At 69.9% G+C, this 25,204-nt stretch carries 31 protein-coding genes and 1 pseudogene; 15 read left to right on the top strand and 17 right to left on the bottom strand.

The window, feature by feature from the left end; genetic code table 11:
* Positions 1 to 56: 56 nt before the first annotated feature.
* The gene (proC, locus tag ACZ6QO_RS10695; protein WP_465849596.1) at positions 57 to 851 is read right to left on the bottom strand and encodes a pyrroline-5-carboxylate reductase; all 795 of its coding nucleotides are present in this window, start codon (positions 849 to 851) and stop codon (positions 57 to 59) included.
* 58 nt (positions 852 to 909) lie between these two features.
* Positions 910 to 1,824, bottom strand: a complete 915-nt coding sequence (locus tag ACZ6QO_RS10690; RefSeq protein ID WP_465849594.1) for a proline dehydrogenase family protein — start codon at positions 1,822 to 1,824, stop codon at positions 910 to 912.
* 542 nt (positions 1,825 to 2,366) lie between these two features.
* On the opposite strand from ACZ6QO_RS10690, the pseudogene ACZ6QO_RS10685 reads away from it, so the two are divergent.
* The 3 genes and pseudogenes from ACZ6QO_RS10685 to ACZ6QO_RS10675 form a co-directional block, all read left to right on the top strand.
* Positions 2,367 to 2,789: pseudogene (locus ACZ6QO_RS10685) on the top strand (alpha/beta fold hydrolase); the annotation flags it as partial.
* 334 nt (positions 2,790 to 3,123) lie between these two features.
* A complete protein-coding gene (locus ACZ6QO_RS10680; RefSeq protein ID WP_465849699.1) occupies positions 3,124 to 3,609 on the top strand; it encodes an alpha/beta hydrolase in 486 nt (161 codons plus the stop codon).
* 129 nt (positions 3,610 to 3,738) lie between these two features.
* On the top strand, positions 3,739 to 4,239 hold the full coding sequence (locus ACZ6QO_RS10675; protein WP_465849593.1) for a hypothetical protein: 501 nt from the start codon (positions 3,739 to 3,741) through the stop codon (positions 4,237 to 4,239).
* 47 nt (positions 4,240 to 4,286) lie between these two features.
* On the opposite strand, the gene ACZ6QO_RS10670 is transcribed toward ACZ6QO_RS10675, so the two are convergent.
* Both ACZ6QO_RS10670 and ACZ6QO_RS10665 read right to left on the bottom strand, forming a co-directional pair.
* Complete coding sequence (locus ACZ6QO_RS10670; protein WP_465849591.1) at positions 4,287 to 4,610, bottom strand: type II toxin-antitoxin system PemK/MazF family toxin; 324 nt, start codon at positions 4,608 to 4,610, stop codon at positions 4,287 to 4,289.
* Positions 4,607 to 4,879 (bottom strand): hypothetical protein, encoded by a 273-nt coding sequence (locus ACZ6QO_RS10665; RefSeq protein ID WP_465849590.1) that lies wholly within the window; start codon positions 4,877 to 4,879, stop codon positions 4,607 to 4,609. The genes ACZ6QO_RS10670 and ACZ6QO_RS10665 overlap by 4 nt, the downstream gene beginning before the upstream one ends.
* A gap of 258 nt (positions 4,880 to 5,137) precedes the next feature.
* Here ACZ6QO_RS10665 and dnaK point away from each other — a divergent pair, with 258 nt between their 5' ends.
* The 6 genes from dnaK (at position 5,138) to ACZ6QO_RS10635 (ending at position 12,721) form a co-directional block, all read left to right on the top strand.
* The gene (gene dnaK, locus ACZ6QO_RS10660) at positions 5,138 to 7,021 is read left to right on the top strand and encodes a molecular chaperone DnaK (RefSeq protein WP_465849588.1); all 1,884 of its coding nucleotides are present in this window, start codon (positions 5,138 to 5,140) and stop codon (positions 7,019 to 7,021) included.
* Positions 7,018 to 7,671, top strand: coding sequence for a nucleotide exchange factor GrpE (gene grpE, locus ACZ6QO_RS10655; RefSeq protein ID WP_465849586.1), 654 nt, complete (start codon positions 7,018 to 7,020; stop codon positions 7,669 to 7,671). The genes dnaK and grpE overlap by 4 nt, the downstream gene beginning before the upstream one ends.
* Before the next feature lie 35 nt (positions 7,672 to 7,706).
* The gene (gene dnaJ, locus ACZ6QO_RS10650; RefSeq protein WP_465849584.1) at positions 7,707 to 8,891 is read left to right on the top strand and encodes a molecular chaperone DnaJ; all 1,185 of its coding nucleotides are present in this window, start codon (positions 7,707 to 7,709) and stop codon (positions 8,889 to 8,891) included.
* Between the two features lie 21 nt (positions 8,892 to 8,912).
* Complete coding sequence (locus tag ACZ6QO_RS10645; RefSeq protein ID WP_354837737.1) at positions 8,913 to 9,260, top strand: heat shock protein transcriptional repressor HspR; 348 nt, start codon at positions 8,913 to 8,915, stop codon at positions 9,258 to 9,260.
* 178 nt (positions 9,261 to 9,438) lie between these two features.
* Positions 9,439 to 12,018: an ATP-dependent chaperone ClpB gene (gene clpB / locus ACZ6QO_RS10640; RefSeq protein WP_465849582.1), complete on the top strand. Its 2,580-nt coding sequence runs from the start codon at positions 9,439 to 9,441 to the stop codon at positions 12,016 to 12,018.
* Positions 12,019 to 12,115: 97 nt separating this feature from the next.
* A complete protein-coding gene (locus ACZ6QO_RS10635) occupies positions 12,116 to 12,721 on the top strand; it encodes a hypothetical protein (RefSeq protein ID WP_465849580.1) in 606 nt (201 codons plus the stop codon).
* A 220-nt stretch (positions 12,722 to 12,941) separates the two neighbouring features.
* Here the strand turns inward: ACZ6QO_RS10635 and ACZ6QO_RS10630 are convergent, their stop codons facing one another.
* Entirely contained in the window at positions 12,942 to 13,481 is a 540-nt protein-coding gene (locus ACZ6QO_RS10630) for a tetratricopeptide repeat protein (protein ID WP_465849578.1), read from the bottom strand.
* Positions 13,482 to 13,639: 158 nt separating this feature from the next.
* On the opposite strand from ACZ6QO_RS10630, the gene ACZ6QO_RS10625 reads away from it, so the two are divergent.
* The gene (locus ACZ6QO_RS10625; protein WP_465849576.1) at positions 13,640 to 13,984 is read left to right on the top strand and encodes a hypothetical protein; all 345 of its coding nucleotides are present in this window, start codon (positions 13,640 to 13,642) and stop codon (positions 13,982 to 13,984) included.
* A gap of 94 nt (positions 13,985 to 14,078) precedes the next feature.
* On the opposite strand, the gene ACZ6QO_RS10620 is transcribed toward ACZ6QO_RS10625, so the two are convergent.
* From ACZ6QO_RS10620 to ACZ6QO_RS10610, 3 genes are all read right to left on the bottom strand, one after another.
* The gene (locus ACZ6QO_RS10620; protein WP_465849574.1) at positions 14,079 to 14,726 is read right to left on the bottom strand and encodes a TetR/AcrR family transcriptional regulator; all 648 of its coding nucleotides are present in this window, start codon (positions 14,724 to 14,726) and stop codon (positions 14,079 to 14,081) included.
* A gap of 70 nt (positions 14,727 to 14,796) precedes the next feature.
* A complete protein-coding gene (locus ACZ6QO_RS10615; RefSeq protein ID WP_465849572.1) occupies positions 14,797 to 15,687 on the bottom strand; it encodes an SDR family NAD(P)-dependent oxidoreductase in 891 nt (296 codons plus the stop codon).
* A 58-nt stretch (positions 15,688 to 15,745) separates the two neighbouring features.
* On the bottom strand, positions 15,746 to 16,900 hold the full coding sequence (locus ACZ6QO_RS10610; protein ID WP_465849570.1) for a CapA family protein: 1,155 nt from the start codon (positions 16,898 to 16,900) through the stop codon (positions 15,746 to 15,748).
* Between the two features lie 126 nt (positions 16,901 to 17,026).
* On the opposite strand from ACZ6QO_RS10610, the gene ACZ6QO_RS10605 reads away from it, so the two are divergent.
* Both ACZ6QO_RS10605 and ACZ6QO_RS10600 read left to right on the top strand, forming a co-directional pair.
* On the top strand, positions 17,027 to 17,443 hold the full coding sequence (locus tag ACZ6QO_RS10605) for a Fur family transcriptional regulator (RefSeq protein ID WP_465849569.1): 417 nt from the start codon (positions 17,027 to 17,029) through the stop codon (positions 17,441 to 17,443).
* A gap of 73 nt (positions 17,444 to 17,516) precedes the next feature.
* Positions 17,517 to 18,965: a catalase gene (locus tag ACZ6QO_RS10600; protein WP_465849567.1), complete on the top strand. Its 1,449-nt coding sequence runs from the start codon at positions 17,517 to 17,519 to the stop codon at positions 18,963 to 18,965.
* 101 nt (positions 18,966 to 19,066) lie between these two features.
* Here ACZ6QO_RS10600 and ACZ6QO_RS10595 read toward each other — a convergent pair whose 3' ends face one another.
* The 6 genes from ACZ6QO_RS10595 to ACZ6QO_RS10570 all read right to left on the bottom strand — a co-directional run bounded on the left by ACZ6QO_RS10595 (position 19,067) and on the right by ACZ6QO_RS10570 (position 22,080).
* Positions 19,067 to 19,459: a hypothetical protein gene (locus tag ACZ6QO_RS10595; RefSeq protein ID WP_465849565.1), complete on the bottom strand. Its 393-nt coding sequence runs from the start codon at positions 19,457 to 19,459 to the stop codon at positions 19,067 to 19,069.
* A gap of 113 nt (positions 19,460 to 19,572) precedes the next feature.
* Positions 19,573 to 20,553, bottom strand: coding sequence for a helix-turn-helix domain-containing protein (locus ACZ6QO_RS10590; protein ID WP_465849564.1), 981 nt, complete (start codon positions 20,551 to 20,553; stop codon positions 19,573 to 19,575).
* Between the two features lie 491 nt (positions 20,554 to 21,044).
* Positions 21,045 to 21,233 (bottom strand): DUF397 domain-containing protein, encoded by a 189-nt coding sequence (locus ACZ6QO_RS10585; protein ID WP_465849563.1) that lies wholly within the window; start codon positions 21,231 to 21,233, stop codon positions 21,045 to 21,047.
* An 83-nt stretch (positions 21,234 to 21,316) separates the two neighbouring features.
* On the bottom strand, positions 21,317 to 21,514 hold the full coding sequence (locus ACZ6QO_RS10580) for a DUF397 domain-containing protein (RefSeq protein WP_465849561.1): 198 nt from the start codon (positions 21,512 to 21,514) through the stop codon (positions 21,317 to 21,319).
* Between the two features lie 147 nt (positions 21,515 to 21,661).
* Complete coding sequence (locus tag ACZ6QO_RS10575; protein ID WP_465849560.1) at positions 21,662 to 21,919, bottom strand: Scr1 family TA system antitoxin-like transcriptional regulator; 258 nt, start codon at positions 21,917 to 21,919, stop codon at positions 21,662 to 21,664.
* The gene (locus ACZ6QO_RS10570) at positions 21,865 to 22,080 is read right to left on the bottom strand and encodes a Scr1 family TA system antitoxin-like transcriptional regulator (protein WP_465849697.1); all 216 of its coding nucleotides are present in this window, start codon (positions 22,078 to 22,080) and stop codon (positions 21,865 to 21,867) included. The genes ACZ6QO_RS10575 and ACZ6QO_RS10570 overlap by 55 nt, the downstream gene beginning before the upstream one ends.
* On the opposite strand from ACZ6QO_RS10570, the gene ACZ6QO_RS10565 reads away from it, so the two are divergent.
* The gene (locus ACZ6QO_RS10565) at positions 22,034 to 22,162 is read left to right on the top strand and encodes a hypothetical protein (RefSeq protein WP_465849704.1); all 129 of its coding nucleotides are present in this window, start codon (positions 22,034 to 22,036) and stop codon (positions 22,160 to 22,162) included. The genes ACZ6QO_RS10570 and ACZ6QO_RS10565 overlap by 47 nt on opposite strands.
* An 8-nt stretch (positions 22,163 to 22,170) precedes the next feature.
* On the opposite strand, the gene ACZ6QO_RS10560 is transcribed toward ACZ6QO_RS10565, so the two are convergent.
* The 3 genes from ACZ6QO_RS10560 to ACZ6QO_RS10550 form a co-directional block, all read right to left on the bottom strand.
* Positions 22,171 to 22,308, bottom strand: coding sequence for a hypothetical protein (locus tag ACZ6QO_RS10560; RefSeq protein WP_465849558.1), 138 nt, complete (start codon positions 22,306 to 22,308; stop codon positions 22,171 to 22,173).
* A 118-nt stretch (positions 22,309 to 22,426) separates the two neighbouring features.
* The gene (locus ACZ6QO_RS10555; RefSeq protein WP_465849557.1) at positions 22,427 to 22,687 is read right to left on the bottom strand and encodes a hypothetical protein; all 261 of its coding nucleotides are present in this window, start codon (positions 22,685 to 22,687) and stop codon (positions 22,427 to 22,429) included.
* A gap of 42 nt (positions 22,688 to 22,729) precedes the next feature.
* Complete coding sequence (locus tag ACZ6QO_RS10550) at positions 22,730 to 23,590, bottom strand: helix-turn-helix domain-containing protein (protein ID WP_465849555.1); 861 nt, start codon at positions 23,588 to 23,590, stop codon at positions 22,730 to 22,732.
* A 567-nt stretch (positions 23,591 to 24,157) separates the two neighbouring features.
* On the opposite strand from ACZ6QO_RS10550, the gene ACZ6QO_RS10545 reads away from it, so the two are divergent.
* Entirely contained in the window at positions 24,158 to 24,487 is a 330-nt protein-coding gene (locus ACZ6QO_RS10545; RefSeq protein ID WP_465849553.1) for a hypothetical protein, read from the top strand.
* Positions 24,488 to 24,491: 4 nt separating this feature from the next.
* Complete coding sequence (locus tag ACZ6QO_RS10540) at positions 24,492 to 25,196, top strand: hypothetical protein (protein ID WP_465849552.1); 705 nt, start codon at positions 24,492 to 24,494, stop codon at positions 25,194 to 25,196.
* Positions 25,197 to 25,204 lie beyond the last annotated feature (8 nt).

The following is a 25,204-nucleotide window of genomic DNA, read 5'->3' as shown; positions in this document are numbered from 1 at the left end:
CCGCGCGAACGGATCCCGCGGCTCGGCCCACCGGCGCCGCCGGCTCGGCCCGCGGCTCAGCCGGCGGCGAGCTCGCGGCTGCGGTCGCGGGCCGCCTCGATGGCGGCGAGGAAGGCGGCGCGGACGCTGTGGCGCTCAAGCTCGGCGATGGCGGCGATCGTCGTCCCGCCGGGCGAGGTGACCGCCTCTCGCAGGATGACGGGATGCTCGCCGGAGTCACGCAGCATGATGGCCGCGCCGACGATCGACTGGGTGACCATGTCGAGCGCCGCGGCCCGCGGCATGCCCAGCAGGATGCCGGCGTCGACCATCGCCTCGACCAGATAGAAGAAGTACGCCGGGCCGCTGCCGGACAGCGCGGTGGCGGCGTCCTGCTGGGACTCGGGGATGCGCAGCACCTTGCCCACGGGCGAGAGAAGGTCCTCGGCGTGCTTGAGGTGGACCTCGGATGCGTGGGCGCCGGCCGAGATGACGCTCATGGCCTCGTCGACCAGCACCGGGGTGTTGGACATGACCCGCACGACCGGGACCTCGTCGCCGAGGCGGGACTCGACGAAGGCCGTCGTGATGCCGGCCGCAACCGTGACCACGAGCTTGCCCGCCGGGACGTGCGGGGCGATCTCGGTGAGCAGTGCCGCCATGTCCTGCGGCTTGACCGCCAGGATCAGCGTCTCGGCGATCTTGGCGGCCTCGCCGTTGGTCACGACGCGCACGCCGTGGCGCTCGCGCAGCGCCTGGGCGCGGTCCTCGCGCCGCGCGGTCGCCACGATCTCGTCCCGCTCGACGCCGGCGCGCAGCAGCCCTGACAGCAGGGCCTCACCCATCTTGCCGGTTCCGAGAATCGCGATCATCTCTGCGCACCTCGTGTAGGAGTCGGGGAACGCTCGAAGCCTACCGACTCCCGGGCCGTCAGAGCCGTACCAGGGAGCGGGCCAGCAGGGCCAGGCCGGCGGGGCGACGGGCCAGCCGGCGAGCCAGGTGCGGGTACCAGCCGGCGCCGTAGGGGACGCGGACGCGCACGCGGACGCCGAGGCCGGCGAGCCGGGCCTGCTCGGCCGGCCGCACCCCGTAGGACATCTCGTACTCGACGCCGTCGCGTTCGCGCTCGTTCAGCACGGCGAGCGCCGAGGCCACCTCGATGAGCCGCCGGTCGTGGGTGGCGACCACTGGGGTGCCCTCGCCGGCCATGAGCGCCTTGAGGCAGCGCACGAACGCGCGGTCGATGGCCGCGGGGTCGCGGTGGGCGACGGCGGCTGGGCCGTCCCCGTGGCCGCGGCGGAGCCGGACGCGGCCGGCGGCCCGCGCGCGGCAGTGCTCCTCAGCGCCGCGCAGCGCGGCCCGCACGGTGACGCCGGTCGCCGGGTGCTCGTCGAGCAGCGCCGCGTGGACCCGGAAAGCGGCCTTCGCCATCGGCGGATCCTCCCCCTCGACCGTCACCGTGGCGCCCGCGTCCAGGGCGGCCTGGCAGACCCGCGCGGCGTTGCGGCGCGCCAGGTCGTCGTCGAGGCCGAGGCCGAGGGAGGACAGCCGCAGCGACAGGTCGGCGCCCTTGGCGACGCCGCGGCGGGCCAGGGCGTCGAGCAGGGTCAGCCAGTCTTTCACCGCGCGGTCGGCCCCGCCCGCGTCGCGCGCCGGCCCGTTCAGATGGTCCAGCGTCACCAGCAGGCCGTCGGCGACGAGCCCCGACGCCGCCGAGGCGGCGTCCTCTGCGGCGTCCCCGGCCACGTAGCGGCCCGCCAGCGCCCGGACGGCCCCGGCGTTCCTGACAACGCTCTCCACGCGGTCGCTGCTGGAGGCGGCGAGCAGAATCTGACGCAACACCATCGGCATCCTTCCCGGCACGACTGCTGGACGGCTGGTGGGGAGAGACCTCCCCACCTTACGGAAGTTCAGGCGCCGATCACCGGAGGCGGCCGCATGTTGCGGTTTGACAACCAACTGAAAACAGCCGTCGTCTTATAACCCTTTTATACGCATGATCTACCAGAAGATGCCATAAGTCGGATCCAACGACGGACCGCCGGCGTCGAAGGGGTAGATCGTTGAAGAAGATCCTGATAGCACTGGCCACCGCCGGTCTGGGTCTGAGCGGAGCGCTGGTCGCGTCACCCGCGACGGCCGGGACCCGGCAGGCGCCCGATCACACGCCTCCCGCCCACGCCCCGCAGTGGGCCCAGTGCGAGGACCTGCCGGAAGGGATCGAGTGCGCGTCGGTCGCGGTGCCGCTCGACCACTCCCGCCCGCGGGGCAAGACCATCAAGATCGCTATAACGCGCAAGAAGGCGACCGACACCGCCCACTACCAGGGGGCGATCCTTTTCAACCCCGGTGGCCCCGGCGGCAGCGGCCGGGCGTACCCGGTGGTCATGCAGACCCGGCTCGGCGCGGCTCTGGCCGCGCAGTACGACCTCATCGGCTTCGACCCGCGCGGCGTCGGCGCCAGCGAGCCGGCGCTGAGCTGCGACCCGCACTTCTTCGACCCGGTCCGCCCGGACTACATCCCGTCCAGCGCGGCGGAGGAGGCCGCCTGGGTCAAGCGGATGCAGGGCTACTCCAAGGCCTGTGACGCCGCCCACGGCGAGCTGCTGAGGCACATGACCACGGTGGACGCCGCCAAGGACATGGACGAGATCCGCAAGGCCCTCGGCCAGAAGCAGATCAGCTACGTCGGCTACTCCTACGGCACCTACCTGGGCGCCACCTACGCCACCCTGTTCCCGTCCAAGATCCGCCGCCTGGTCCTGGACAGCATCGTGAACCCCGAGCGGGTCTGGTACGACGCCAACATCGACCAGAACCACGCCTTCGAGGTCCGCGCCAAGGACTTCTTCGCCTGGATCGCCAAGTACGACGCCACCTACCACCTCGGCACGACCGGCGCCGACGTGGAGAAGGCGTTCTACGCGACGCGCGCGAAGCTGAAGGCCTCCCCCGCCGAGGGCAGGGTCGGCCCGGACGAGCTGGACGACACCTTCCTGTCGGGCGGCTACCTCAAGAGCCGCTGGCCGCTCCTGGCCGACGCCCTGTCCAAGTACGTGGCCGGCGACGCCGCCCCGCTCGTGGCGGCGTACGGCACCTACGGCGACAGCAGCGGCGACGACAGGCTTCGCCGTCTACTCCGCCGTGGAGTGCAGCGACGCGCGCTGGCCGCGCGACTGGGGCACCTGGCACCGCGACTGGTGGGAGTCCTACCGCACCGCTCCGTTCCTGAGCTGGGGCAACGCCTGGTACAACGCGCAGTGCCAGTCCTGGCCCGTGCGCGGCGGCCACCCGGCGCGCATCGACGGCCACGCGATCAAGAATGCCCTGTTCTTCCAGGACACCAAGGACGCCGCCACCCCGTACCAGGGCGGCGTCGAGATGCACAACCGCTTCCCGTCCTCGCGCCTGGTCGTCATGGACGGCGGCGGCAACCACGGCCTCACCGGCCGCGGCAACGCCTGCATCGACGACATCTGGAAGGCGTACCTGACCGACGGCACGCTGCCGGCGAGCCTGCCCGGCCCGGACGTCCACTGCGCGCCGTTCGCCGACCCGGTCCCGCCGGCGGCGGCCCTGCGGTCCGCGCCGACCTCGGCCGACGATGACTGGGTGCCCGGCGAGCGCTGACCCGCCGGCCCGACAGAGCCCCCCAACGGAAGGACCCCCGGCCACCCAGGCCGGGGGTCCTTTCGCGTCCGCCGCCGTCCGGGGCGCGAACCCGGGAGAGATCGAATACGTCGAAGGGACATGCGGACGATGACGGCGACACTGGTGACCGGATCCCTGTTCCTGACCATGGCCTGCGGCGGCGCGACGGGCACCTCCACCGCCACCGCCACCGCCACGGCCACGGCCGCGGAGACGGGCACCACGAGCGCCTCCCCCGAGGAACCCGTGACCGCGCCGGCGGACTCGGCGAGCGCGACCGCCCCCGCCGCCCCGGCGGCCGGCGCCTCCCCCACCACGCCGAAGGGCCACACGGTGAACACCCGCAAGGTCCGGTGGGAGAAGGCGCGCCCCTCGCGCGACGGGCGCAGGCTCACGATCACCTGGTGGTCGGGGGTGGAGCCCTGCAACGTACTGGACCGGGTGAGCGTGCGCGAGACCGCGAAGCGGGTCACCGTGACCCTGTACGAGGGCCAGGCGCGCGACGCCGAGAACACGGCGTGCATCGAGATCGCGGTACAGAAGTCCACCACGGTCGAACTCAAGACCCCCCTGGACCACCGCGAAATCACCGACGGCGCCAAGCCCTGACCACGCCGCACGGGGGTGACGACCGTGGAGGGGGACCCCGATGCGCGTCAGCAGGTGAGGCCGAGGTAGCGGCTCAGCGCGTGTTCCACCTGGGCCAGGTCGTCGCGGGCGAGGTAGTCCACCGGTTCACCGACGACATAGGCGATGTCAATGGTGCGGATCTGGTCGACCAGCAGGCGCGTGTCCCTTCCCGCCACGGACAACTCCGGCCGGAAGATCGACGGTTGCGCGCCGGTCGATGTCGGAATGACCGTCACCAAGCTCCAGCGGTCCTGCTGGACGGACATGACCAGGCCCAGTCGCCTGCCGCGCTGCTCGTGACCACGCTTGGCGTCACCCAGGTCGATCGGGTAGACCGCCCCACGGATCACCGGCCGCCCTCCTGCCGCCGGGGAGCCACCCTGATCGCCGTTCCGGTGACGTGGATGCCGCCGTCATCGTCATAGGTCCAGGCGTCCGGCTCAGCGGAAAGGTCTTCACCTCTGAGCCGGTGCATGTCCGCGCGGGCCTTCTCCTCCCAGGCCTCGCGATCGAGCATGCGGAGTGCCCGGCGCAGCACATCGGTAGTGCTCTCGCCTTCGCGCCGATGGGCAGCGATGATCCTCTCGTCTTCGTCGCTGGCGCGGAATCCTATTGTCATACCGCCAGCGTACAACAAACGTTCAACAGTCTGGAGGTCAGGGCGCGACGCATGACGGCATCGCGCCGGCCGAAGGCGTCTCTCGGCTCAGGGAAGGTCGTGCGCGTCGAAGGAGTGCGTGTTCGCGGTGCCCCATGTGCGCGGAATACGGGACCGGCGCGTAGGGTTGAGCCCGATAGACTCAACTCGCTTGACAACGGGTCGAGCGGGGCTACGATTGAGTCACTCGGACTCAACTTTTACTACAAGGACGTACTCATGGCACGTGCGGTAGGTATCGACCTTGGGACGACCAACTCTGTCGTCTCGATCCTCGAGGGCGGTGAGCCCACCGTCATCGCCAACGCGCAGGGCTCGCGCACGACTCCGTCGGTCGTGGCCTTCGCCAAGAACGGCGAGGTCCTCGTCGGCGAGGTCGCCAAGCGGCAGGCCGTCACCAACGTCGACCGGACCATCCGCTCGGTCAAGCGTGAGATGGGCTCCGACTGGTCGGTCGAGATCGACGGCAAGAAGTTCTCACCCCAGCAGATCAGCGCCTTCGTCCTGCAGAAGCTCAAGACGGACGCCGAGGCCTACCTCGGCGAGAAGATCACCGACGCGGTGATCACCGTTCCCGCGTACTTCAACGACTCCCAGCGCCAGGCCACCAAGGAGGCCGGCCAGATCGCGGGCCTCAACGTCCTGCGCATCATCAACGAGCCGACCTCGGCCGCGCTGGCGTACGGGCTCGACAAGGAGAAGGACCAGACCATCCTGGTCTTCGACCTCGGCGGCGGCACCTTCGACGTGTCCCTGCTCGACGTCGGCCAGGAGGACGGCCACGGCTTCGTCGAGGTCAAGGCCACCAGCGGTGACAACCACCTGGGCGGCGACGACTGGGACCAGCGCGTCGTCGACGAGCTGGTGACCCGCTTCAAGAACGCCCACGGCGTCGACCTGTCCAAGGACAAGATGGCCCTCCAGCGCCTCCGCGAGGCCGCCGAGAAGGCCAAGATCGAGCTGTCGTCGCAGACCGAGACCTCGATCAACCTGCCCTACATCACCGCCTCGGCCGAGGGTCCCCTCCACCTTGAGGACAAGCTCACCCGGTCGGAGTTCCAGCGCATCACCGCCGACCTGCTCGAGCGCTGCAAGGGCCCGTTCCACCAGGTCATCAAGGACGCCGGCATCAAGGTCGCCGACATCGCCCACGTGGTGCTCGTCGGCGGTTCCACCCGCATGCCCGCCGTCAGCGAGCTGGTCAAGGAGCTCACCGGCGGCAAGGAGCCCAACAAGGGCGTCAACCCCGACGAGGTCGTCGCCATCGGCGCCGCGCTCCAGGCGGGCGTGCTCAAGGGCGAGGTCAAGGACGTCCTGCTGCTGGACGTCACCCCGCTGAGCCTGGGCATCGAGACCAAGGGCGGCATCTTCACCAAGATCATCGAGCGCAACACCACGATCCCGACCAAGCGGTCGGAGGTCTTCACCACGGCCGAGGACAACCAGCCGTCGGTGCAGATCCAGGTCTTCCAGGGTGAGCGCGAGATCGCGGCCTACAACAAGAAGCTTGCCACCTTCGAGCTGACCGGCATCGCCCCGGCGCCGCGCGGCATCCCGCAGATCGAGGTCACCTTCGACATCGACGCCAACGGCATCGTCAACGTCTCCGCCAAGGACCTCGGCACCGGCAAGGAGCAGTCGATGACCATCACCGGCGGCTCGGCGCTGCCGAAGGACGACATCGAGCGCATGATGCGCGAGGCCGAGTCCTACGCCGAGGAGGACAAGAAGCGCCGCGAGGACGCCGAGACGCGCAACAACGCCGACGGCCTGGCCTACCAGACCGAGAAGTTCCTCCGTGAGAACGAGGAGAAGGTCCCGGCCGACGTCAAGACCGAGGTCGAAGAGTCGCTGAGCGAGCTGAAGAAGACCCTGGAGGGCAGCGACTCCGCCGCCATCCGGGCCGCCGCCGAGAAGCTCGCCACCGTCAGCCAGAAGATGGGTTCGGCGATCTACGCCCAGTCGCAGCCGGGCGCCGAGGGCGGGGCCCCCGGGGCCGGCGCCACCGGTGCCGCCGACGGCGGCAGCGCCAAGGCCGACGACGACGTCGTCGAGGCCGAGATCGTCGACGACGAGCCCAAGCGGGAGGGCGGTGCCGCGTGACGTCCCCGAACTCTGGGAGCGAGCACGAAGGCCTGGTGATCCGTGACAACCGGCGCATCGACCCCGAGACAGGGCAGGTGCGCCAGGGGGCGGGGAAGGCGGACGACACGTCTTCCCCCGCCGCCTCGCCCGAGGCGGCCCCGCCGGACGACGGCGTCGCCGCGCAGCTCGCCGAGCGCACGGCCGACCTCCAGCGCCTTCAGGCCGAATACTCCAACTACCGCAAGCGCGTCGAGCGCGACCGGGTGACGGTCCGCGAGCAGGCGGTCGCCAACGTGCTCACCGAGCTGCTGCCCGTGCTCGACGACATCGGCAGGGCCCGCGACCACGGCGAGCTCACCGGCGGGTTCGCCAAGGTGAGCGAGGCGCTCGAGAGCGCGGTCGGCAAGCTGGGCCTTTCGGCCTACGGCGCCAAGGGCGACCCGTTCGACCCGACCGTGCACGAGGCCCTGCTGCACAGCTACTCGGCCGACGTCACCGAGCCCACCTGTGTGGAGATCCTCCAGCCGGGCTACCAGATCGGCGACCGCATCCTGCGTCCGGCGCGGGTGGCCGTCGCCGAGCCGCAGGAACCGGAGGCCTCCTCCGAGCGTTCCGCCGCCGAAGCGGACGAAACGGGCGCGGCGGCGGCCGAGCCCGAGGACAATTGAGCGATCACCCCTTTGGGCCACGAAGGAAGCGATAGATGAGCACCAAGGACTACCTGGAGAAGGACTATTACGCGGTCCTTGGTGTGTCGAAGACCGCCACCGCCGAAGAGATCAAGAAGGCGTACCGGAGGCTGGCCAGGAAGTACCACCCGGACGCCAACCAGGGCAACACGGAGACCGAGGCCAAGTTCAAGCAGGTCTCGGAGGCCTACGACGTCCTGTCCGACAGCAAGCGCCGCAAAGAGTACGACGAGGCGCGCACGCTGTTCGGGTCCGGTGTGGGCGGATACGCGGGGGGCGGCGCCCCCCGCGGTGGCGGCGGCTTCCCGTTCGAGTTCGGCGACCTCTTCGGAGGCACGGCGCAGGGCGGCGGCGGCACGGGAGAGCGCATCGGCGACCTGTTCGGCGGCCTGTTCAACCGTGGCGGACGCACCTCGACCACGACGACCAGCCGGCCCCGCCGAGGGCAGGACATCGAGTCCGAGGTCACCCTGTCGTTCATGGAGGCCGTGGACGGCACCACGGTGGCGCTCAGGCTCACCAGCTCCTCGGCGTGCTCGGCCTGCAACGGCACCGGCGCCAAGGCCGGCACGACCCCGCGGGTCTGCCCGACCTGCGAGGGCACCGGCGCGGCCAGCCGCAACCTCGGCAACTTCGCCTTCTCCGAGCCGTGCCGCGACTGCAAGGGCCGCGGTCTGCTCGTCGACGATCCCTGCCCGGTGTGCGAGGGCAGCGGCCGCGGCAAGAGCACCCGCACCCTCCAGGCGCGCATCCCCGCCGGCGTGGCCGACGGCCAGCGCATCCGGCTCAAGGGCAAGGGCGCGCCCGGCGAGAACGGCGGCCCGGCCGGTGATCTTTATGTCCAGATTCACGTGAAACCGCATGCCATCTTCGGCCGGTCGGGCGACAACCTGACCATCACCGTCCCTGTGACGTTCGCCGAGGCCGCGCTCGGCGCCGAGATCAAGGTGCCGGTGCTCCAGGGCATGCCGGTGACCCTGCGGATCCCCGAGGGCACCCCGAACGGCCGCACGTTCCGCGTGCGCGGCCGGGGTGTCACCCGCAAGGACGGCACCAAGGGTGATCTGCTGGTCACCGTCGAGGTGGTGGTGCCCCAGCACCTCGACGACAAGGAGAAGGCCGCGCTGGAGGAGTACCGCTCGGTCTCCGACGGCGTGGACCCCCGCGCCGACCTGCTCAGGCAGGCGAGAACCGAGTAGCCCCGAAAGGAGGCGACGCCGATGGACGCCAACTACTTCGACCTGTCCGACGACACCCCGGTGTACGTCATCTCGGTGGCCGCTCAGCTTTCCGGGCTCCACCCGCAGACCCTCCGGCAGTACGACCGTCTCGGCCTGGTCAGCCCAGGCCGGACGGCCGGCCGGGGCCGCCTGTACTCCACGCGCGACATCGTGATGCTCCGCGAGGTGCAACGGCTCTCCCAGGAGGAGGGCATCAACCTGGCCGGCATCAAGCGCATCCTGGCCCTTGAGACCGAGAACCTCCGTATGCGCGAGGAGCTCGGCCGGCTCAGGAGCGAGATGGCGATGATCCGTGCCCTGATCCAGTACCAGCTGCCTCCCGCATGAGCGGAGGCGCGCACACCCGCCACGGCGCGGCGGCACCGTCCCGGGCCGCGCGGCGACACCACCACCGCGCCCGGGTGCGGCCCGCGCCCCGGGCCGCGGCGCACATATAGCGGAACGACGCAGCACCGCCACCTGGCGAGCGCCGGGCGATCCGCCATGCGAGAAAGGCAAGGTAGGCATGGACTACAAGCTCACGCGTAAGAGCCAGGACGCCCTGTCGGCCGCCGTCCGGCGGGCCGCCGCCGAGGGCCACCCCGAGGTCGCGCCGGCTCACCTGTTCACCGCGCTGCTCTCCCAGAACGAGGGCACGGCCGTGCATCTGCTGGAGGCCGTCGGCGCCGACTGGAAGCGGCTGCGCACCGAGGCCGAGCAGGAGCTCGAACGGCTCCCGAAGGCCCAGGGCGCGACGGTGAGCGCTCCGTCGTCCTCCCGGCAGCTGCTCGTCGTGCTGAACACCGCCGCGGCCCGCGCCAAGCAGCTGGAGGACGAGTACGTCTCGACCGAGCACCTGCTGGTCGGGCTGGCCGCCGACGGCGGGCGCGTCGCCGAGCTGCTCAAGGCGCAGGGCGCCACCGCGAACACGCTGCTGGAGGCGTTCGAGAAGGTCCGCGGCCACGCCCGGGTCACCAGCGAGAGCCCGGAGGACACCTACCGCGCGCTGGAGAAGTACGGCGTCGACCTCACCGAGCTGGCCCGGGCGGGCAAGCTCGACCCGGTGATCGGCCGGGACAACGAGATCCGCCGCGTGGTGCAGGTGCTCAGCCGCCGCACCAAGAACAACCCGGTGCTGATCGGCGAGCCCGGCGTCGGCAAGACCGCCGTCGTGGACGGCCTGGCCCAGCGCATCGTGGCCGGCGACGTGCCCGAGAGCCTGCGCGGCAAGCGCCTGGTCTCCCTCGACCTCGGCGCGATGGTCGCGGGCGCGAAGTTCCGCGGCGAGTTCGAAGAGCGGCTCAAGGCCGTGCTCACCGAGATCAAAGAGAGCGACGGGCAGGTCGTCACGTTCATCGACGAGCTGCACACGATGGTCGGCGCGGGCGCGGCCGAGGGCGCGATGGACGCCGGCAACATGCTCAAGCCCATGCTGGCCAGGGGCGAGCTGCGCATGATCGGCGCGACCACCCTGGACGAGTACCGCGAGCGCATCGAGAAGGACCCCGCGCTGGAGCGGCGCTTCCAGCAGATCTTCGTCGGCGAGCCGTCGGTCGAGGACACCATCGCGATCCTGCGCGGGCTCAAGGGCCGCTACGAGGCGCACCACAAGGTGCAGATCTCCGACGGGGCCCTGGTGGCCGCGGCCACCCTGTCCGACCGCTACATCACCGCCCGCTTCCTGCCCGACAAGGCGATCGACCTGGTCGACGAGGCCGCCAGCCGCCTGCGCATGGAGATCGACTCGCGTCCGGTGGAGATCGACGAGCTGCAGCGGGCCGTCGACCGGCTCAAGATGGAGGAGCTGGCGCTCGCCAAGGAGACCGACGAGGCGAGCGTCCAGCGCCTTGAGAAGCTGCGCAAGGAGCTCGCCGACCGCCAGGAGGAGCTCGACGCCCTGGTCGTGCGCTGGCAGAAGGAGAAGGCCGGCCTCAACAGGGTCGGCGAGCTGAAGAAGCAGCTCGACGAGGCCCGGTCGGCGGCCGAGCGCGCCCAGCGCGACGGCGCCTTCGAGGCGGCCTCCCGGCTGATGTACGGCGACGTGCCGCGCCTTGAGAAGGAGCTCTCCGAGGCGAGCGCGCAGGCCCAGCCCGAGGACCCGATGGTCAAGGAGGAGGTCGGCGCCGACGACATCGCCCAGGTCATCTCCTCCTGGACCGGCATCCCCGCCGGGCGGCTGCTGGAGGGCGAGACCGCCAAGCTGCTGCGCATGGAGGACGAGCTCGGGCGCAGGCTCGTCGGGCAGCGCGAGGCCGTCCAGGCGGTGTCGGACGCCGTGCGCCGCGCGCGCGCCGGGGTCGCCGACCCCGACCGGCCGACCGGCTCGTTCCTGTTCCTCGGCCCGACGGGCGTCGGCAAGACCGAGCTCGCCAAGGCCCTCGCGGAGTTCCTGTTCGACGACGAGCGCGCCATGACCCGCATCGACATGAGCGAGTACGGCGAGAAGCACAGCGTGGCCCGCCTGGTCGGCGCCCCGCCCGGATACGTCGGCTACGAGGAGGGCGGGCAGCTCACCGAGGCGGTGCGGCGCCGGCCGTACACCGTGGTGCTGCTGGACGAGATCGAGAAGGCCCACCCCGAGGTCTTCGACATCCTGCTGCAGGTGCTCGACGACGGCCGCCTCACCGACGGGCAGGGCCGCACGGTCGACTTCCGCAACACGATCCTGATCCTGACCTCCAACATCGGCTCGCAGTTCCTGGTCGACCCGGCGCTCGACGGGGTCGCCAAGCGCGACAAGGTCATGGCGGCCGTGCGCGGCTCGTTCAAGCCGGAGTTCCTCAACCGGCTGGACGACGTGATCCTGTTCGACGCGCTCGGCTCGGAGGAGCTGTCGCAGATCGTCGACCTGCAGGTCGCCCGGCTGGCGCGCCGCCTGGCCGACCGCCGGCTGACGCTGACCGTCACGCCTGCCGCGCGCGACTGGCTGGCGCTCACCGGGTACGACCCGCTGTACGGCGCCCGGCCGCTGCGCCGGCTGGTCCAGTCGGCGATCGGCGACAAGCTGGCCAAGAGCCTGCTCGCCGGCGAGATCCACGACGGCGACGAGGTCACCGTCGATCTCGACGCCGCCGGTGACACTCTGACCGTCGGGGCGTCTCGGTAAGGAATCCGCCAGCATCAGGTCAACGACCCGCCGACGGAGAGGCTCCCTGGCTACCTTGAGTGCTCATCCAAGCACCAGAGGTAGTCAGGGAGTTCTCATGCGTAGTTCACACAAGATCCGGGGGATCCTCGCGGTGGCCGCGGTCGCGGCGGGCACGGGCCTGCTCGGCGCCGGCGTCGCCTCCGCCGCCACGCCGGGCGAGGAAGGCCCGCTGACGGCCCCTGGGGCGCGGGCCGTCGCCTCGCCCGCCCGCGGAGGGCTGGACGCCGTCCCGGCGCCGCACGCGGCCACCTCGGGAGCCGTCCGGGACGGCCGGGGCGATCTGCTCATCGGGTTCGAGCATGTCGGGCGCTCGGCGGGGCTGCCCTCCCGCACCGCCGCGGTGATCGGCCTGAACGACCTGCCCGCCATCATGCGCGGCGCGGGCCTACCGCACCCGGCCGGGGGCACGCTCCTCTACCGGGCCATCCACGGGCGGACCGTGCGGGTCACCGTGCCCGACGTCCTGCGCTTCGATGACCGGTCGGCGCGGCGCGGCGCCTACGCCTCCGACGGGCCCGGCACCGCTCCCGGGCTCGTCCTGCCGGTCGACCCGGAGCCCCTTCCCGCGCTGGTGCCCGGGCACGACTCGAACGGCGTGAGCGCCGAGATCGGCAGAGCGATCGCCGTGGACACCGGGCTCGCCGGCGTGCGCGTCCGCTGACGCGGGCGCACGGTCGCGCCGCCGCCCGAAGGCGCCCGCCCGGCGAGCGGCCCGCCCGCCGGCGAGCCGCCCGAGAGGGGTGGCCAGGCCACCCGCACCGCGCGGGCCGTGACGCTTGGGGGTCACGGCCCGTGCGGCCTTTCACGCTTGCGCCGCCGCACGTCGCGCGTTCCGCCTCGGCCGCGCGCCGGGTGCCGACCGCTCCGGCCCGCCGCGGCGGTCAGCGGGAGACGTCGAGCAGGGCGTCGAGGTCGTCCTCGGGCAGGCCGAGGTCGACGCGGATGCGGTAGCGGGTGCGCAGGAGCGCGTCCCGGATGCCGGCGGGCCCCTCGCCGGCGAGGATGCCGTCGGTGGCCCACTCGTGGGCCGCGCGCGGATCGCCGTAGGCCAGCAGGGTCTCGGCGACGTTCAGGGCGGTGCTCGGGTCGACGTTCCCGCCGGCCTTGATGGAGTCGACCAGCTCGCGGGCCTCGTCGGGGCGGTCGAGCTCGAAGAGGGTGTCGGCGATGCCGGCCCGGGGATCGACGCTCACCTCGCCGCCGTCGTCCAGCGCCCGCTGGAAGCACTCGAGGGCCCGTGCCGGCTGGCCGGCCTGCCGCCACTCCTCAGCGGCGAGCACGAGGATCGCGGCACGGGACACCTCACCGGACGCGTATCCGCGCGCCAGGTCGTCGAGTCTCCCCGCCAGAGCCCCGTGATCGTCGTCGAGGAGGGCGTGCTCGAGAAGTCGATCAAGCTGCTCACGTGTCACATGTGCCACAAGACGAGATTACCGAGCGCCGCTCGACTGTGAGGGGACAACGGCAGGCATTACTTACGTCCTGATTTGCACATGTTTGACTACCGTACGTGTGCACCCGGGACGACCGGGCATATTCGCCACGCCTGGAACGTCACCCGCTCTTCGAAGGAGCTGCGATGGACATGTCCTGGCAGACCACCTTCGCTCTCGCCTGCGCGGCCCTGTGCGCCGCGATCATTCCAGGGACGCTCGGGTACGCCACCGCCCGGCTCGACACCGCCGACCAGCAACGCCAGGAGCTGGTCCGGTTGCGCGCGGAGGTGCAGGCCGCGCGCAAACCGGTGCGCGGGGTGTCCTCCAGTTGCGACGCCAGGACCGGCGACGCGGGCGCCTCCTCGTCCCCGCCGTCCGGCTCGCCCGCCGTCCCGGACCTCACGGGCTCCGGCTCCGGGCGCGCCGGGAACTCCGCCGGCGCGGCGGACGCCTCCGGCCGCCCGGGGTCGCCGTCCCGGGCCTGGTAGTCCACCGCCCCACGCCCGGTCAGCGCCGCAGGTCCGATCAACGCCCACGCCCGGTCAGCTGCGCTCCACGCCCGGTCAGCGCCTCGCGTCCCGGTCAGGTGACCGGGCCGGCCTCGCGGCCGGGGCGCGGGTCGCCGTGCGTGCGCAGCTGGCTGGACAGGTAGCCGCGGATCAGCCGCCTGGCCTCCTCCACCAGCGGCGGCCAGCCCGCCGGATCGCGGCGGAAGGCCAGCGCGAGGACCGCGCCCCCGGCCTCCACCGCGACGGTGAGGCACAGGTCGAGCTCCTCGCTGTCGGCCATGCCGAACTCGGCCAGCAGGAGGCCGCGCAGCCGGCCCGCGATCACGGTGTTGTTCTCCGACACCGAGTCGAGCAGGTTGAGGTCCACCGCGTCACCGAAGCGCAAAGAGCGGAACCCCGGAACGGTTCTGTTCATGTCGACGTACTCGTCGATGATGGCGTCCACCGCGTGCCACCAGCCGGCGTAGTCCTCGGTCATGAAACGCCTGCCGACCCGGGCGATGAAAAGCTCCACATTGCGCTGGGTCAGCGCCTGGGTGATCGCCCGTTTGTCGGGGAAGAACTGGTAGACCGAGCCGATGGCGACGTCGGCCCGATCGGCGATGCGGGTCGTCGAGAGCGCCTCGTAGCCGACCTCGTCCAGCAGTTCGGCACACGCGTCGAGCATGCGCTCGACGCGGCGGGCGCTGCGGCGCTGGGCGGGTTTGCGGCGCAGCGGCATCTGATCGTCTTGGCAATCATCAATGGGCGTGCCTGACACAGGTTCATCTTGCACTTTTCCGCTGCGACGGTCAGTGCTTCCCGGCCAGACGTCCCATTTCGGAATTCATAATGCGGGCAATTCCCCGCAATAGCCCCGGAGAAAGACGCGACAAGGTATATCCGATCTTGCCTTCGGCGTTCACCGGGACGACGGCCGTGTTGCGGTGGACGGCCCGCAGGATGTGCGCCGCGACGCGCTCGGGCGGATAACCGCGCCGCCGCAGCGCCTTCTCGCTCAGCTCGCGGTCTCCCCCGCGGTAGATCGCGTTGCTCGCGATCGGCGTGGAGGTGAAACCCGGGCAGATGACGCTCACGCCGATGCCCCTGCCCGCCAGTTCGGCGCGCAGGCAGTCGCTCAGCATCTTCACCGCCGCCTTGGACGTCGAGTAGGCCGGCAGCAGCCGCGACGGGGCGAAGGCGGCGAGCGAGGCGACGTTCACGATGTGCCCGCCCTCGCCCCGCTCGACCATCTGCCGTCCGAACAGCCGGCACCCGTGGATCACGCCCCACAGGTTGACGTCGATGGTGCGCCGCCAGTCGGCCACCTCGTGGTCGAGGAACGGCCCTGCGACGGCGATGCCCGCGTTGTTCACCACGATGTCCGGCGTGCCGTGCTCGTCCCGCACGACCGCGGCGAACCGCTCCATGTCGTCGCCTCGCGAGACGTCCACCTGACGGGCATGGGCGCGCGCGCCGCGCCGCGTGATCTCCAGCGCCGTGCGCCGGGCGGCTTCGAGGTCGATGTCGGCGCAGACCACCTCGGCCCCGTGGGCGGCGAAGGCGCGGGCGGTGGCGCGGCCGATGCCGCTACCCGCGCCGGTCACCACCACCAGCCGGTCCTGGTACGCCGTGCGGGACGCGGCGGCACCGGCCCGCCGCGACCCGCGCGAGGCCGTGCCCTTTCCGATGGCGAACCGCATGCGCCCACCCCCTGCGCTGTCATTCCGAATATAGGCCGGGCGGAGGCGGCGAGGGCCGTCACGGCGTGGCGCGCAGCCCCGCGCAGCCCCGCAGGGACTGCCACCCGGCCAGAGCCTGGGTGCGCGCGGCGCCGGTCAGCGGAACCGGGATGCCCCCGTTGATCCGCGCCGGCGTCCATCGGTCCTTGAGCACCTTCCGCCCGTTGATGGTCAGGGTCAGCACCCCGGTCGCGCCCGTCTGCGGGCCGGAGTTGTAGAACACGAAATTGCCCATGCCGTAGTTGACATAACGTCCCCGCAGGTAACCGCTGCCGAGGAGAATGTGCGCGTGCCCGCCCACGATCACGTCGGCGCCCGCGGCGATCAGCTTGGGCGCCAGCGAGAGCTGGGCCTGGTTCGGGCACTTCTGCAGCTCGGTGCCCCAGTGCAGATGGACGATGACGGTGTCGGAGGTGCGGCGCGCCTGCCGGACGGCCTGGATGAGCCGCGCCTCGTTCTTGGCCGAGGCGAGGCCGCCCTTGGCGGCGGTCGCGGTCCAGGCCTGGATGAACTCGCTGTCGAGCACCTGGGTCGCGCCGATGATGGCCACCCGGTTGCCGTTCACGACCTTGCGGAACGGCCGGTACGCCTCGGCGGCGTTCTTGCCGATGCCGACGACGGGGAACCTGGCGCGGCGGATGGCGGCCAGGGAGTCGCGCAGCCCGCCCTCCATGTAGTCCATGCCGTGATTGTTGGCCATGGACGCCACGTCGACGCCCGCGGCCTTGAGCGCGGTGAGCGCCGTGGGCGGGGCGCGGAAGGTGTACTGCTTGCCGGGCGCCGGGGTGCCGCCCTGGGTGATGGCGGTCTCCAGGTTGACCATCGCCAGGTCGGCGCGGCGCAGCACCGACGAGATCGGGCCGAGCGCGGTGCGCGGGTTGGCCAGGCGGTTCCTCAGCGCGCCCTCGAAGTGGACGTCGCCGCCGAAGGAGATGGTGAACGGCCGCCGCTTCGCGGCGTCCGGCCGCCCGGAGGCCGTCTCGGCCGGCTTCCCCTCGGCGCCGCCGGCGCTCTTGGACGGGGGCGAGGAGGACTCCGCGGCCGAGCACGCCATGACCGGAACCGCCGCCACCGCCACCGCGAGGGCCAGCGCGGCGGCACGGCGGGCACGCGCAATTCTTTGGGAGATCACTGGCAAATCGGGCAGGACATCAGGTACGGGCTCGGTTCTCATCGCTCCAAGAGCATGCCACCTCCGCCTAGATCTGGACACCGCCCCCCGGGCGGCCGATCGAAAATCGCCTAAGCAGGAAGGTTCCTTTACTTGAATGATTCAGGTTTACCGCCTAAGGTGCAGGTCGTGGGGGATGTCGAACGGCTGCACGATGCCGGGCTGCGCGTGACGGCGGCCCGCATCGCGATCCTGCACACCGTCAGAGACGGCGACCACCTCGATGTGGACGCCATCTATCGCGGTGTGCGCGATCGCGTCGGCCACGTGTCCCTCCAGGCGATCTACGACGGACTGCACGCGATGCACGGCGCCGGGCTCCTCCACAAGATCGAGCCCATGGGCAGCCCCGCGCGTTACGAGGCCCGGGTGGGTGACAACCACCACCACCTCGTCTGCCGCAAGTGCGGCAAGGTGACCGACGTGGACTGCGCGACAGGGGAAGCGCCCTGCCTCGACCCTGTGGACGCCGCGGGGTTCCACGTCGAGGAGGCCGACGTCATCTATTGGGGCACCTGCTCCGAATGCCTGGCCCTGAGCGCCTGACCCTCGCCGAACTCACCACGGAGTCAAGGCGCAAGCCGTACTCCATTTCGACGACGATCCGGAGGACCGCGCGATGACCGACCGGCCTACCACCACGAACGACGCGGGGATTCCCGCGCCGAGCGACGAGTTCTCGCTCTCCGTTGGCCCCAACGGCCCCCTGCTGCTGCAGGACCACTACGTCATCCAGAAGATGGCCCAGTTCAACCGCGAGCGGGTTCCCGAGCGAGTGGTGCACGCCAAGGGCGGCGGCGCCTACGGCATCCTCCAGATCACCGAGGACGTCAGCCAGTACACCAAGGCCGGCCTCTTCCAGAAGGGCAGGCAGACCGACCTGTTCCTGCGCTTCTCCACGGTCGCGGGCGAGCTCGGCAGCGCCGACACCCAGCGCGACCCGCGCGGCTTCGCGATCAAGTTCTACACCGACGAGGGCAACTACGACATCGTCGGCAACAACACGCCGATCTTCTTCATCCGCGACCCGTCGAAGTTCTCCGACTTCATCCACAGCCAGAAGCGCCGGGCCGACAACCACCTGCGCGACCACAACATGCAGTGGGACTTCTGGACGCTGTCCCCCGAGTCGGCCCACCAGGTCACCTTCCTGATGACCGACCGCGGCACGCCGGCCAGCTGGCGGCACATGCACGGCTTCGGCTCGCACACCTTCCTGTGGTACAACGCGGCCGGCGAGAAGTTCTGGGTCAAGTACCACTTCAAGACCGACCAGGGCATCAAAAACTTCACCGACGCCGAGGCCGGCGCCGCGATCGCCCAGGACGCCGACTTCCACATCCGCGACCTGTACACCGCCATCGCCGGCGGCGACCACCCGTCCTGGACGGTGAACGTGCAGATCATGCCGTTCGAGGAGGCCGCGGACTACCGGTTCAACCCGTTCGACCTGACCAAGGTGTGGCCGCACGCCGACTACCCCGAGATCACGATCGGCAGGTTCACCCTCAACCGCAACCCGGAGAACTACTTCGCCGAGGTCGAGCAGGCCGCGTTCGAGCCGGCGAACCTCGTGCCGGGCATCGGCGCGTCCCCGGACAAGATGCTCCAGGGCCGGCTGTTCTCCTATCCCGACACCCACCGCCACCGCATCGGCGCCAACTACCTGCAGCTGCCGGTTAACCGGCCGAAGTCGCCCGTCCACAGCTACAACAAGGACGGCGCGATGCGCTACAGCAACCCGGGCGACCCGTTGTACGCGCCCAACAGCGCCGGCGGCCCGGTGGCCGACCCGTCGCTGTTCGACGGCGAGGGCTACCACATCGCCGGTGAGATCATCCGCAGCGCCTACCTCAAGCACGCCGAGGACGACGACTTCGTCCAGCCGCGCGCCCTGTGGGAGAACGTCCTGTCCGAGACCGACCGCCGGCACCTGGTGAGCAACGTCGTCGGCCACGCCTCCGCCCCGGAGGTCACCACCGACATGAAGAAGCGCGTCGTCGAATACTGGACCAACATCCACAAGGACCTCGGCCAAAGCGTCGCCCAAGGCCTCGGCATCGCCTGACCCACGCCGCACACCCGATCGGCTCGCGCCTTCTCCCAAGACGCGAGCCGTCTCATTCCGGCGATGCACGACCTTCCCGGCTCACCCGGCGCCGTGCCCGTTCACCGGCCGGTGATGTACCAGATGGCCAACCCGGCCACCAGCGGCACGCTCACCAGGACGATCCACCTGGCGGGGTAGAGCAGCATGATCCACCATCGGCCGCCCGTCCAGGCGACCGCGCTGCCGACGAAGTCGTGGTGCCATCTCAGAATCGAGTTCTCCAGGTCCTCGGCGCCGGGGCCGTGGGTCTCACAGTGCACCTGAGCCCGGAACAGGCCCTCCTCCAGCGACATCGCGACACTGTCGTGCCGCACCGCGTCCTTGGCCCGCAGGCCGTCGTGGTCGACGTCGACCGAGGTGAAGCCCGCCTCCAGCAGGTTGTTCTTCATCCACTGCAGATGCCTGCGCGCCATCTTCCTGCGCGGCAAGGGGAGCGCGAACGCGCGGTTCACCGGCGCTCCCGGGGGTTGAGCGTTAGCCACCATGAACGTATCCGCTCTCATCAGAACCGTTCTCGAAGAAGCCGGCGCCGGAGGTCACCACTCCCGTCGTCGGCAGGGGTTCATCACCACCGCTCGGCGATGTCACGGACCATCCGCCGGGACGCCGCCTCGTCCAGGGCGATGGAGTGCAGATGCTCGAAGGCCCGCTCGTAGCCGAGCACCTGGCCGGCGTCCTCCACGAACCGGGCGCCCATGATCTCCTCCAGATACACGACGCCGGGGAAGTCGGGGAACTCCAGATGGACGAACGGGCCGGCGACCAGCGGATGCGGGGTGTCCCTGGTCAGGACCCGCACGCTCACGTGGTCGAGTTCGCCGACCTCAAGAAGGTGGCCGAGCTGCTCGCGCATCACCAGGCCGTCGCCGAACGGGCGGAGCAACGCCGACACGTGGATGACGGCCGCGAAGGCGAACGACCGCGAACCGTCCAGCAGGTGCTTCTGCCGCGCCATCAGCGCTTCGAGCCGCCGGGCGACGGCGGTCGCCGGGATCCGCTCGACGGGCTGGATGGCCGCCATCACCGCCCGCGCGTAGTCATGGGTCTGCAACAGTCCCGGCACGATGTGCGGCTCCCAGACCCGCGCCCGGCGGGCCTCCGCCTCCCGGTCCGTCAGCTCCAGCACCGGCGCCGGGACCGCGCCCCGGTACTCCTCCCACCACCGCCTCCGCCCGGCGTCCCGGTGCAGTTCGACGACCTGCTCCCGTACGGTCTCATCGGCCCCGTACAGCTCCACGAGTCGCGCGACATCGCTCACCGACGGAAAGGTCTTGGCCGTCTCGATGCGGCTCACCTTCGCGGCCGACCACTCCAGCCGGACCGCCACCGCGTCCCCGACCATCCCGGCCTCCTCCCGCAGCCGCCGAAGCTCCCGCCCCAACCGCACCCTCCGCAGAGAAGCCCCGCCTGACTCCGACACTCCACCCTCCCGATGACCTCGCGACCGCTCACCCCGTCTCGCCCATGGACAGAAGGGGAATCCGTCTGCAACTTGCACTAGACATTGCAGTGCAGTTATCGGTACATATACCCATGCACATAGCATTACAACTTACGACCGCGAAATCACGAAGGTTTACGATCACTAGCCGTCGGCGCGGGATTGAGCACAGGTACCGCCATCAGGCAGAACAGCACTCCGAGACGGCAGGTGATTCCGCGTCGCACGTCGCGACCCGATCACCGCGACCGTCGCCCTCCCGGCCGCGCGCCGAAACGATCTCTGAGCGATGAGAGGCGGAGCGATCACTGCATCTCGCCGTCATAGGGTCGCGGCGATCACACCGGGTCGCGCCGCCCCTGCAGGAATGACCATGAAGACCGAATCGCAATGGACGTGCACACCCGGAACGTCTCGCAGCGGGGATGTAATCGTCGCGCGAATTAGCCGTCACGCATTGTCACAGGACCATTTCGCGGCCGCATGAAACAAATTCAATCTCAGGAGGACTCATGCGCGGCGTCTCTGATCGAGTGGCATGCCCTGAAGCGACAAGGGCTCCATCCGCGGCACGGATGGAGCCCTGGGCGTTGAGATCAGGCCTTGACGACGTTCAGGAAGGCATCCCAGGCCCGCCTGTCCACAACCAGGGCGGGAACCGCGCCGTTTTTGCTGTCGCGCACGAGAACGCGTGGGCCGGCGCCGGACTCGACTTCCACACAATTACCGTTGGCACTGTAGGAGCTTCTCCGCCATACCCCGCACCCACCGCCCGTATCGGACATTAGCGACCTCCACCCCAGACAACAGCATAAGAGCACTTTTCATCATGAAGGCCGATTGCCCGAGGCGCAAGGTCATGCAGGTCTCACCGATCGGCATCTCCCGTCAAGAACCCGCGGAGAGCCGCGAATTCCTGTGCCGGCACACTGATCATCGGGCCGAGATTCTTGCTGTCACGCAGGTGGACTCGCCCAGCGCGGTCGAACGCCGTCTCGACGCAGTTGCCGGTGGAGCTGTATGAGCTCCTGCGCCACTCCCCGTTACGGCTGTCGATAATTTGCATAATGTTCCCTTTCACGGCATGAAGCCGGCATCCCGCCGCCCCCCGATGAAGCGTTCGCGCTACTGCCAGCGTTCCGAAATGGAGCGAATCAGCTGCTGCGACTTCGCCTCGTCGAGCGAGATTGCTTGAAGGTACCGGAAGGCGCGTTCACCGGCGAACACCTGCTCGGCGTCGCCGACGAGCCGCGCTCCGAAGAGCTCTTCTCAGGTACACCGCGTCTGTGAAGTCTGGGAACTTCAGATGGAGAAACGGACCCGTGGGCGTCGGAGGCGAGGTCTCCTGGGTCAGAATCCTCATCTCGGCATGTTCAAGATCTGCGATCTCGACGAGATGATCAGGCTGCTCCCGCATCACCTCGGCGTCACCGAACCGGCCGCGTAGCACCGACTCGTCGATGACCGCCACGAAGAAGAGAGCGGGCGCGAGCCGTGCAGCAGGTACTGTCGGCGCGCCATGCGGGCCTCGACCCGTTGATCGATGTACATGTGCGGAACCCGCACGATCGGCTGCATGGCCGCCATGAGCGCACGCGCGTGGTTCGCCGTCTGCAACGGCCCAGGGGTCACCTGTGGTTCCCGGTTGCGGGCCGGCGTGGCCTCCGCCTCCCGGCGCATGAGAGCCATGGCCGTCGGCGGCGACGCGTCGTGATCTTCCTCTCACCACCCCTGCTGGGCGGCGCCCCGGCGAAGGTTCGGCAGCTGCTGCCGTACAGAGCGGTCGGCCTTGTACAGCTTTAGAAAAGCCTCGACGTCCTTCGTGGTGGGGAACGTCTTGGCCGTCTCGACCCGGCTCACCTTGGCCGTTCACCATCTCAGCCGTACCGCCACGTCGTCACCGATCATGTCGGCGCGGTCTCGTAAGCGCCAGAGTTTCCGGCCGAGCCGTTGGCGACGCAGAGATGGACCACCGCGGTCAGGCAACCCGGCCTCCTCGTCGAGACATCAGGTGGCGGACACGGACGTCACGGCCCACCAGGCTACCGGCCCATGCTATTGCAAGTTGCATACTGCTTTGCACAGCATCGCAGAAAGACACTTGCAGATTTTGTTTCATCCAGCCTTGCACGGCGATTTCCGGCGAGAGAGCACGCACGGAGAAGATCTTCCGAATGACGATCGAGAAGGGGACGTCGAGTGACGCGAGGGAGATCAGCCCGTCGGCGATGGTGTTCATGCGGTCAACGGAGTCCGCGAGCAGGCGTCACCCGCCGTGGGGTCATGTCCAGTGTTCGGAGATGGTTTTCTTGATCAGTGACTGGGATGACGCCTCGTCCAGCGCCAACTCCAGGAGATGACCAAAGGCCCGCGCGTACGCGAATACCTGCTCGGTGTCGTCGACCATGCGCGCCCCGAAGAACTCCTCGAGGTACACGACGTCCGGGAAGTCAGGAAACTGAAGATAGAGGAACGGGCCCGTCGGCATCGGCGGAGGAGTGCTCCGCGCCAGGATCCTCATCTCGACATGGGGGTGTTCAGAGATCTCCACCAGGTGCTGCAACTGATCACGCATCACCTCGGCATCGCCGAACTGGCGCGTCAGGACCGACTCCTCGAACACGGCATAGAAGCTGACCGGCTTCTGGTCGAGCAGAAGGGTCCTCTTGCGCTCCATCCGCACCGCGGCCCGATCGCGTTGGAACTTGGGCGGTATCTGGACGATCGGCTGGAACGCTTTGAACAGCGCCATCGCGTACGCCTCCGTCTGCAGGAGACCTGGCACGACCTGGGGCTCCCAGTTGCGCAGCTCCACCGCCTCCGATTCGAGGTCGACGAGTTCGACGACCGTCTCCGCCATGGAGCCTCGATATTCCTCCCACCACCCCTTCCGGGCGGCGCCTCGGCGGAGTTCCACCAATTCCTGCCGTATGGCGGGGTCGGCCCCGTACAGCTCCAGAAGAGCTTCGACGTCCTTCGTGGTGGGAAACGTCTTGGCGGTCTCGACCCGGCTCACCTTGGCGGCCGACCATCCCAGCCTTGCCGCCACGTCATCACCGATCATGTCGGCACGTTCCCGCAGCCGCCGGAGTTCCCGGCCGAGCCGCTGCCGGCGCAGAGATGGACTACCGCGGTCAGGCAACCCGGCCTCCTCGTCGAGACATCAGGTGATGGGCGCAGGCCGTATGGCCCACGCATTGTCCACCCAGTGCAACTTGCACGCTACCTTGCACGACGTCGATAGTTCAAACCTCAGCCCGCCCCTCGCCCTGAAGGTCAAGCGGCGGGCGCGGTGGCCGCCTCCATTGCATGCCGTACGTGGTGATGCAATTTGCATGCTGGCTTGCGGAGCATCATGGAGAGACAGTTTCAGATTTTGTTTCATCTAGGCTTGCACGGCAATATCTGATGAGAGAGCATTTAGGGAGAAGTTGCCGAATCTTGATCGAAAAGGTCGGTGAATGATCGCGAAGCGGGGTGGATCGGCGGGGTCGGTGATCAGACCGGCGTTCACCGAGGGGCTTCGGTGCGATCTGGCGGCGGTCCGGCGGTCGTGGGGAGGAGGCAGGTAGTCGGGAAACCGGGGAACGTCGTCGTCTGAGCTACGGGGGAAGACGCCCTGCCGGGCGCATCAAAGCCGGGCCGTAGGCTGCCACCTGCGACCCGGCTGAACGAGAGCTCCGTCTCAAGCCATGGATCGGGAGTCTCAATGACTTTCCACGTTATCAAGCCACTGTCGCAAATCAAGGACGTCTTGGCCGGTCTCTTCGACCGCGCCGACGAGTCCATCTGCGCGAAGCCGGACGCACGGGCGCGCGCACGGGGGTGGACGGTCACCCGTACCGGGTTCGGCGCCCGGCGTTACCGCGACGCCAGGTTCGACCGCCTGCGCGCCGAGCGGCCCGCCGCCGAGACCAAGCTCGAAGGCCGTGACAAGCCCGCCCGTCCGGTGAAGGACCTGCGGGTCTGGCCCACGGACGATCTGCTGTACGCCCGGCCCGAGCCGGTCGGGCCCGCGCGCACGGCGCCGGGCGGGTGATCGCGTGAACCCGCGGAACATACGGCACAACCCGCACGCCGGCGGGCCGTACCCCCCGGCCGTCCGCCCCGGCGGCCTCACGGTCCTGTGGCGGCGGCGCAGCGAGATCCTCCTGGCGGCCGGCGTCCTGGCGCTGGGCGTCCTGGCGTACGCCGCGCAGGGCTGGTGGGTGTTCGGGCTGGTCACCGGCCTGGTCGCGTTGCCGGTGACGGTCAGGGCCGGGCGGGGCCGGATCATGGCGCACTTCTGGTGTGTCTACTCCCGGCACCGCATGCAACGGCTGTTCTCGGACGCGCCGCTGCACACCGCGCGCGGCCGCCTGCCGCTGATCTTGTGGATCACTCCGACGCCGGCCGGCGAGAAGGCGCTCATCCTGTGCCGGGTGGGGATCTGCGCCGAGACGTTCGAGGCGTTCGGCGGGGAGCTGGCCTCGGCCTGCGGGGCGATGACCGCGCGGGTGGCCCGGCACCGCCGGTGGTCCAACCTCGTCACGGTGGAGATCGTCCGCCGTGACCCGCGGCCGGACCGGGCCCCGGTCGGCATCGACCGTCTGCTGTCCGACCCGTACGTGTGGCCGCCGCTGGGCGAACCGTCCGCCGAGCCGTTCCTGGACGACCCCGGCGAGCGGCGCCGGAAGGGCCCCTGGAACGACCTGCCGGAATGGCGGCGGCAGGAGGCGTTCGCCTGGCACAGATCCGCGAGGCCATGAGGTCTCGG

The sequence above is a fragment of the Sphaerisporangium sp. NPDC049457 genome (genome assembly GCF_055586705.1).
This window is presented reverse-complemented; position numbering and strand designations above follow the sequence as displayed.

Excerpts from the sequence above, each read along its gene's own strand:
- ACZ6QO_RS10620 (WP_465849574.1), bottom strand. The coding sequence starts at position 14,726 with ATGCCGCTGCGCCGCAAACCCGCCCAGCGCCGCAGCGCCCGCCGCGTC.
- ACZ6QO_RS10665 (WP_465849590.1), bottom strand. The coding sequence starts at position 4,879 with ATGACAATAGGATTCCGCGCCAGCGACGAAGACGAGAGGATCATCGCT.
- ACZ6QO_RS10545 (WP_465849553.1), top strand. The coding sequence starts at position 24,158 with ATGACTTTCCACGTTATCAAGCCACTGTCGCAAATCAAGGACGTCTTG.
- ACZ6QO_RS10590 (WP_465849564.1), bottom strand. The coding sequence starts at position 20,553 with ATGCTATGTGCATGGGTATATGTACCGATAACTGCACTGCAATGTCTA.
- proC (WP_465849596.1), bottom strand. The coding sequence starts at position 851 with ATGATCGCGATTCTCGGAACCGGCAAGATGGGTGAGGCCCTGCTGTCA.
- ACZ6QO_RS10635 (WP_465849580.1), top strand. The coding sequence starts at position 12,116 with ATGCGTAGTTCACACAAGATCCGGGGGATCCTCGCGGTGGCCGCGGTC.
- ACZ6QO_RS10555 (WP_465849557.1), bottom strand. The coding sequence starts at position 22,687 with ATGAACACCATCGCCGACGGGCTGATCTCCCTCGCGTCACTCGACGTC.
- ACZ6QO_RS10600 (WP_465849567.1), top strand. The coding sequence starts at position 17,517 with ATGACCGACCGGCCTACCACCACGAACGACGCGGGGATTCCCGCGCCG.
- ACZ6QO_RS10585 (WP_465849563.1), bottom strand. The coding sequence starts at position 21,233 with ATGTCCGATACGGGCGGTGGGTGCGGGGTATGGCGGAGAAGCTCCTAC.
- ACZ6QO_RS10580 (WP_465849561.1), bottom strand. The coding sequence starts at position 21,514 with ATGCAAATTATCGACAGCCGTAACGGGGAGTGGCGCAGGAGCTCATAC.
- ACZ6QO_RS10615 (WP_465849572.1), bottom strand. The coding sequence starts at position 15,687 with ATGCGGTTCGCCATCGGAAAGGGCACGGCCTCGCGCGGGTCGCGGCGG.
- ACZ6QO_RS10625 (WP_465849576.1), top strand. The coding sequence starts at position 13,640 with ATGGACATGTCCTGGCAGACCACCTTCGCTCTCGCCTGCGCGGCCCTG.
- ACZ6QO_RS10565 (WP_465849704.1), top strand. The coding sequence starts at position 22,034 with ATGAGCGCACGCGCGTGGTTCGCCGTCTGCAACGGCCCAGGGGTCACC.
- dnaJ (WP_465849584.1), top strand. The coding sequence starts at position 7,707 with ATGAGCACCAAGGACTACCTGGAGAAGGACTATTACGCGGTCCTTGGT.
- ACZ6QO_RS10610 (WP_465849570.1), bottom strand. The coding sequence starts at position 16,900 with ATGAGAACCGAGCCCGTACCTGATGTCCTGCCCGATTTGCCAGTGATC.
- ACZ6QO_RS10675 (WP_465849593.1), top strand. The coding sequence starts at position 3,739 with ATGACGGCGACACTGGTGACCGGATCCCTGTTCCTGACCATGGCCTGC.
- dnaK (WP_465849588.1), top strand. The coding sequence starts at position 5,138 with ATGGCACGTGCGGTAGGTATCGACCTTGGGACGACCAACTCTGTCGTC.
- clpB (WP_465849582.1), top strand. The coding sequence starts at position 9,439 with ATGGACTACAAGCTCACGCGTAAGAGCCAGGACGCCCTGTCGGCCGCC.
- ACZ6QO_RS10645 (WP_354837737.1), top strand. The coding sequence starts at position 8,913 with ATGGACGCCAACTACTTCGACCTGTCCGACGACACCCCGGTGTACGTC.
- ACZ6QO_RS10690 (WP_465849594.1), bottom strand. The coding sequence starts at position 1,824 with ATGGTGTTGCGTCAGATTCTGCTCGCCGCCTCCAGCAGCGACCGCGTG.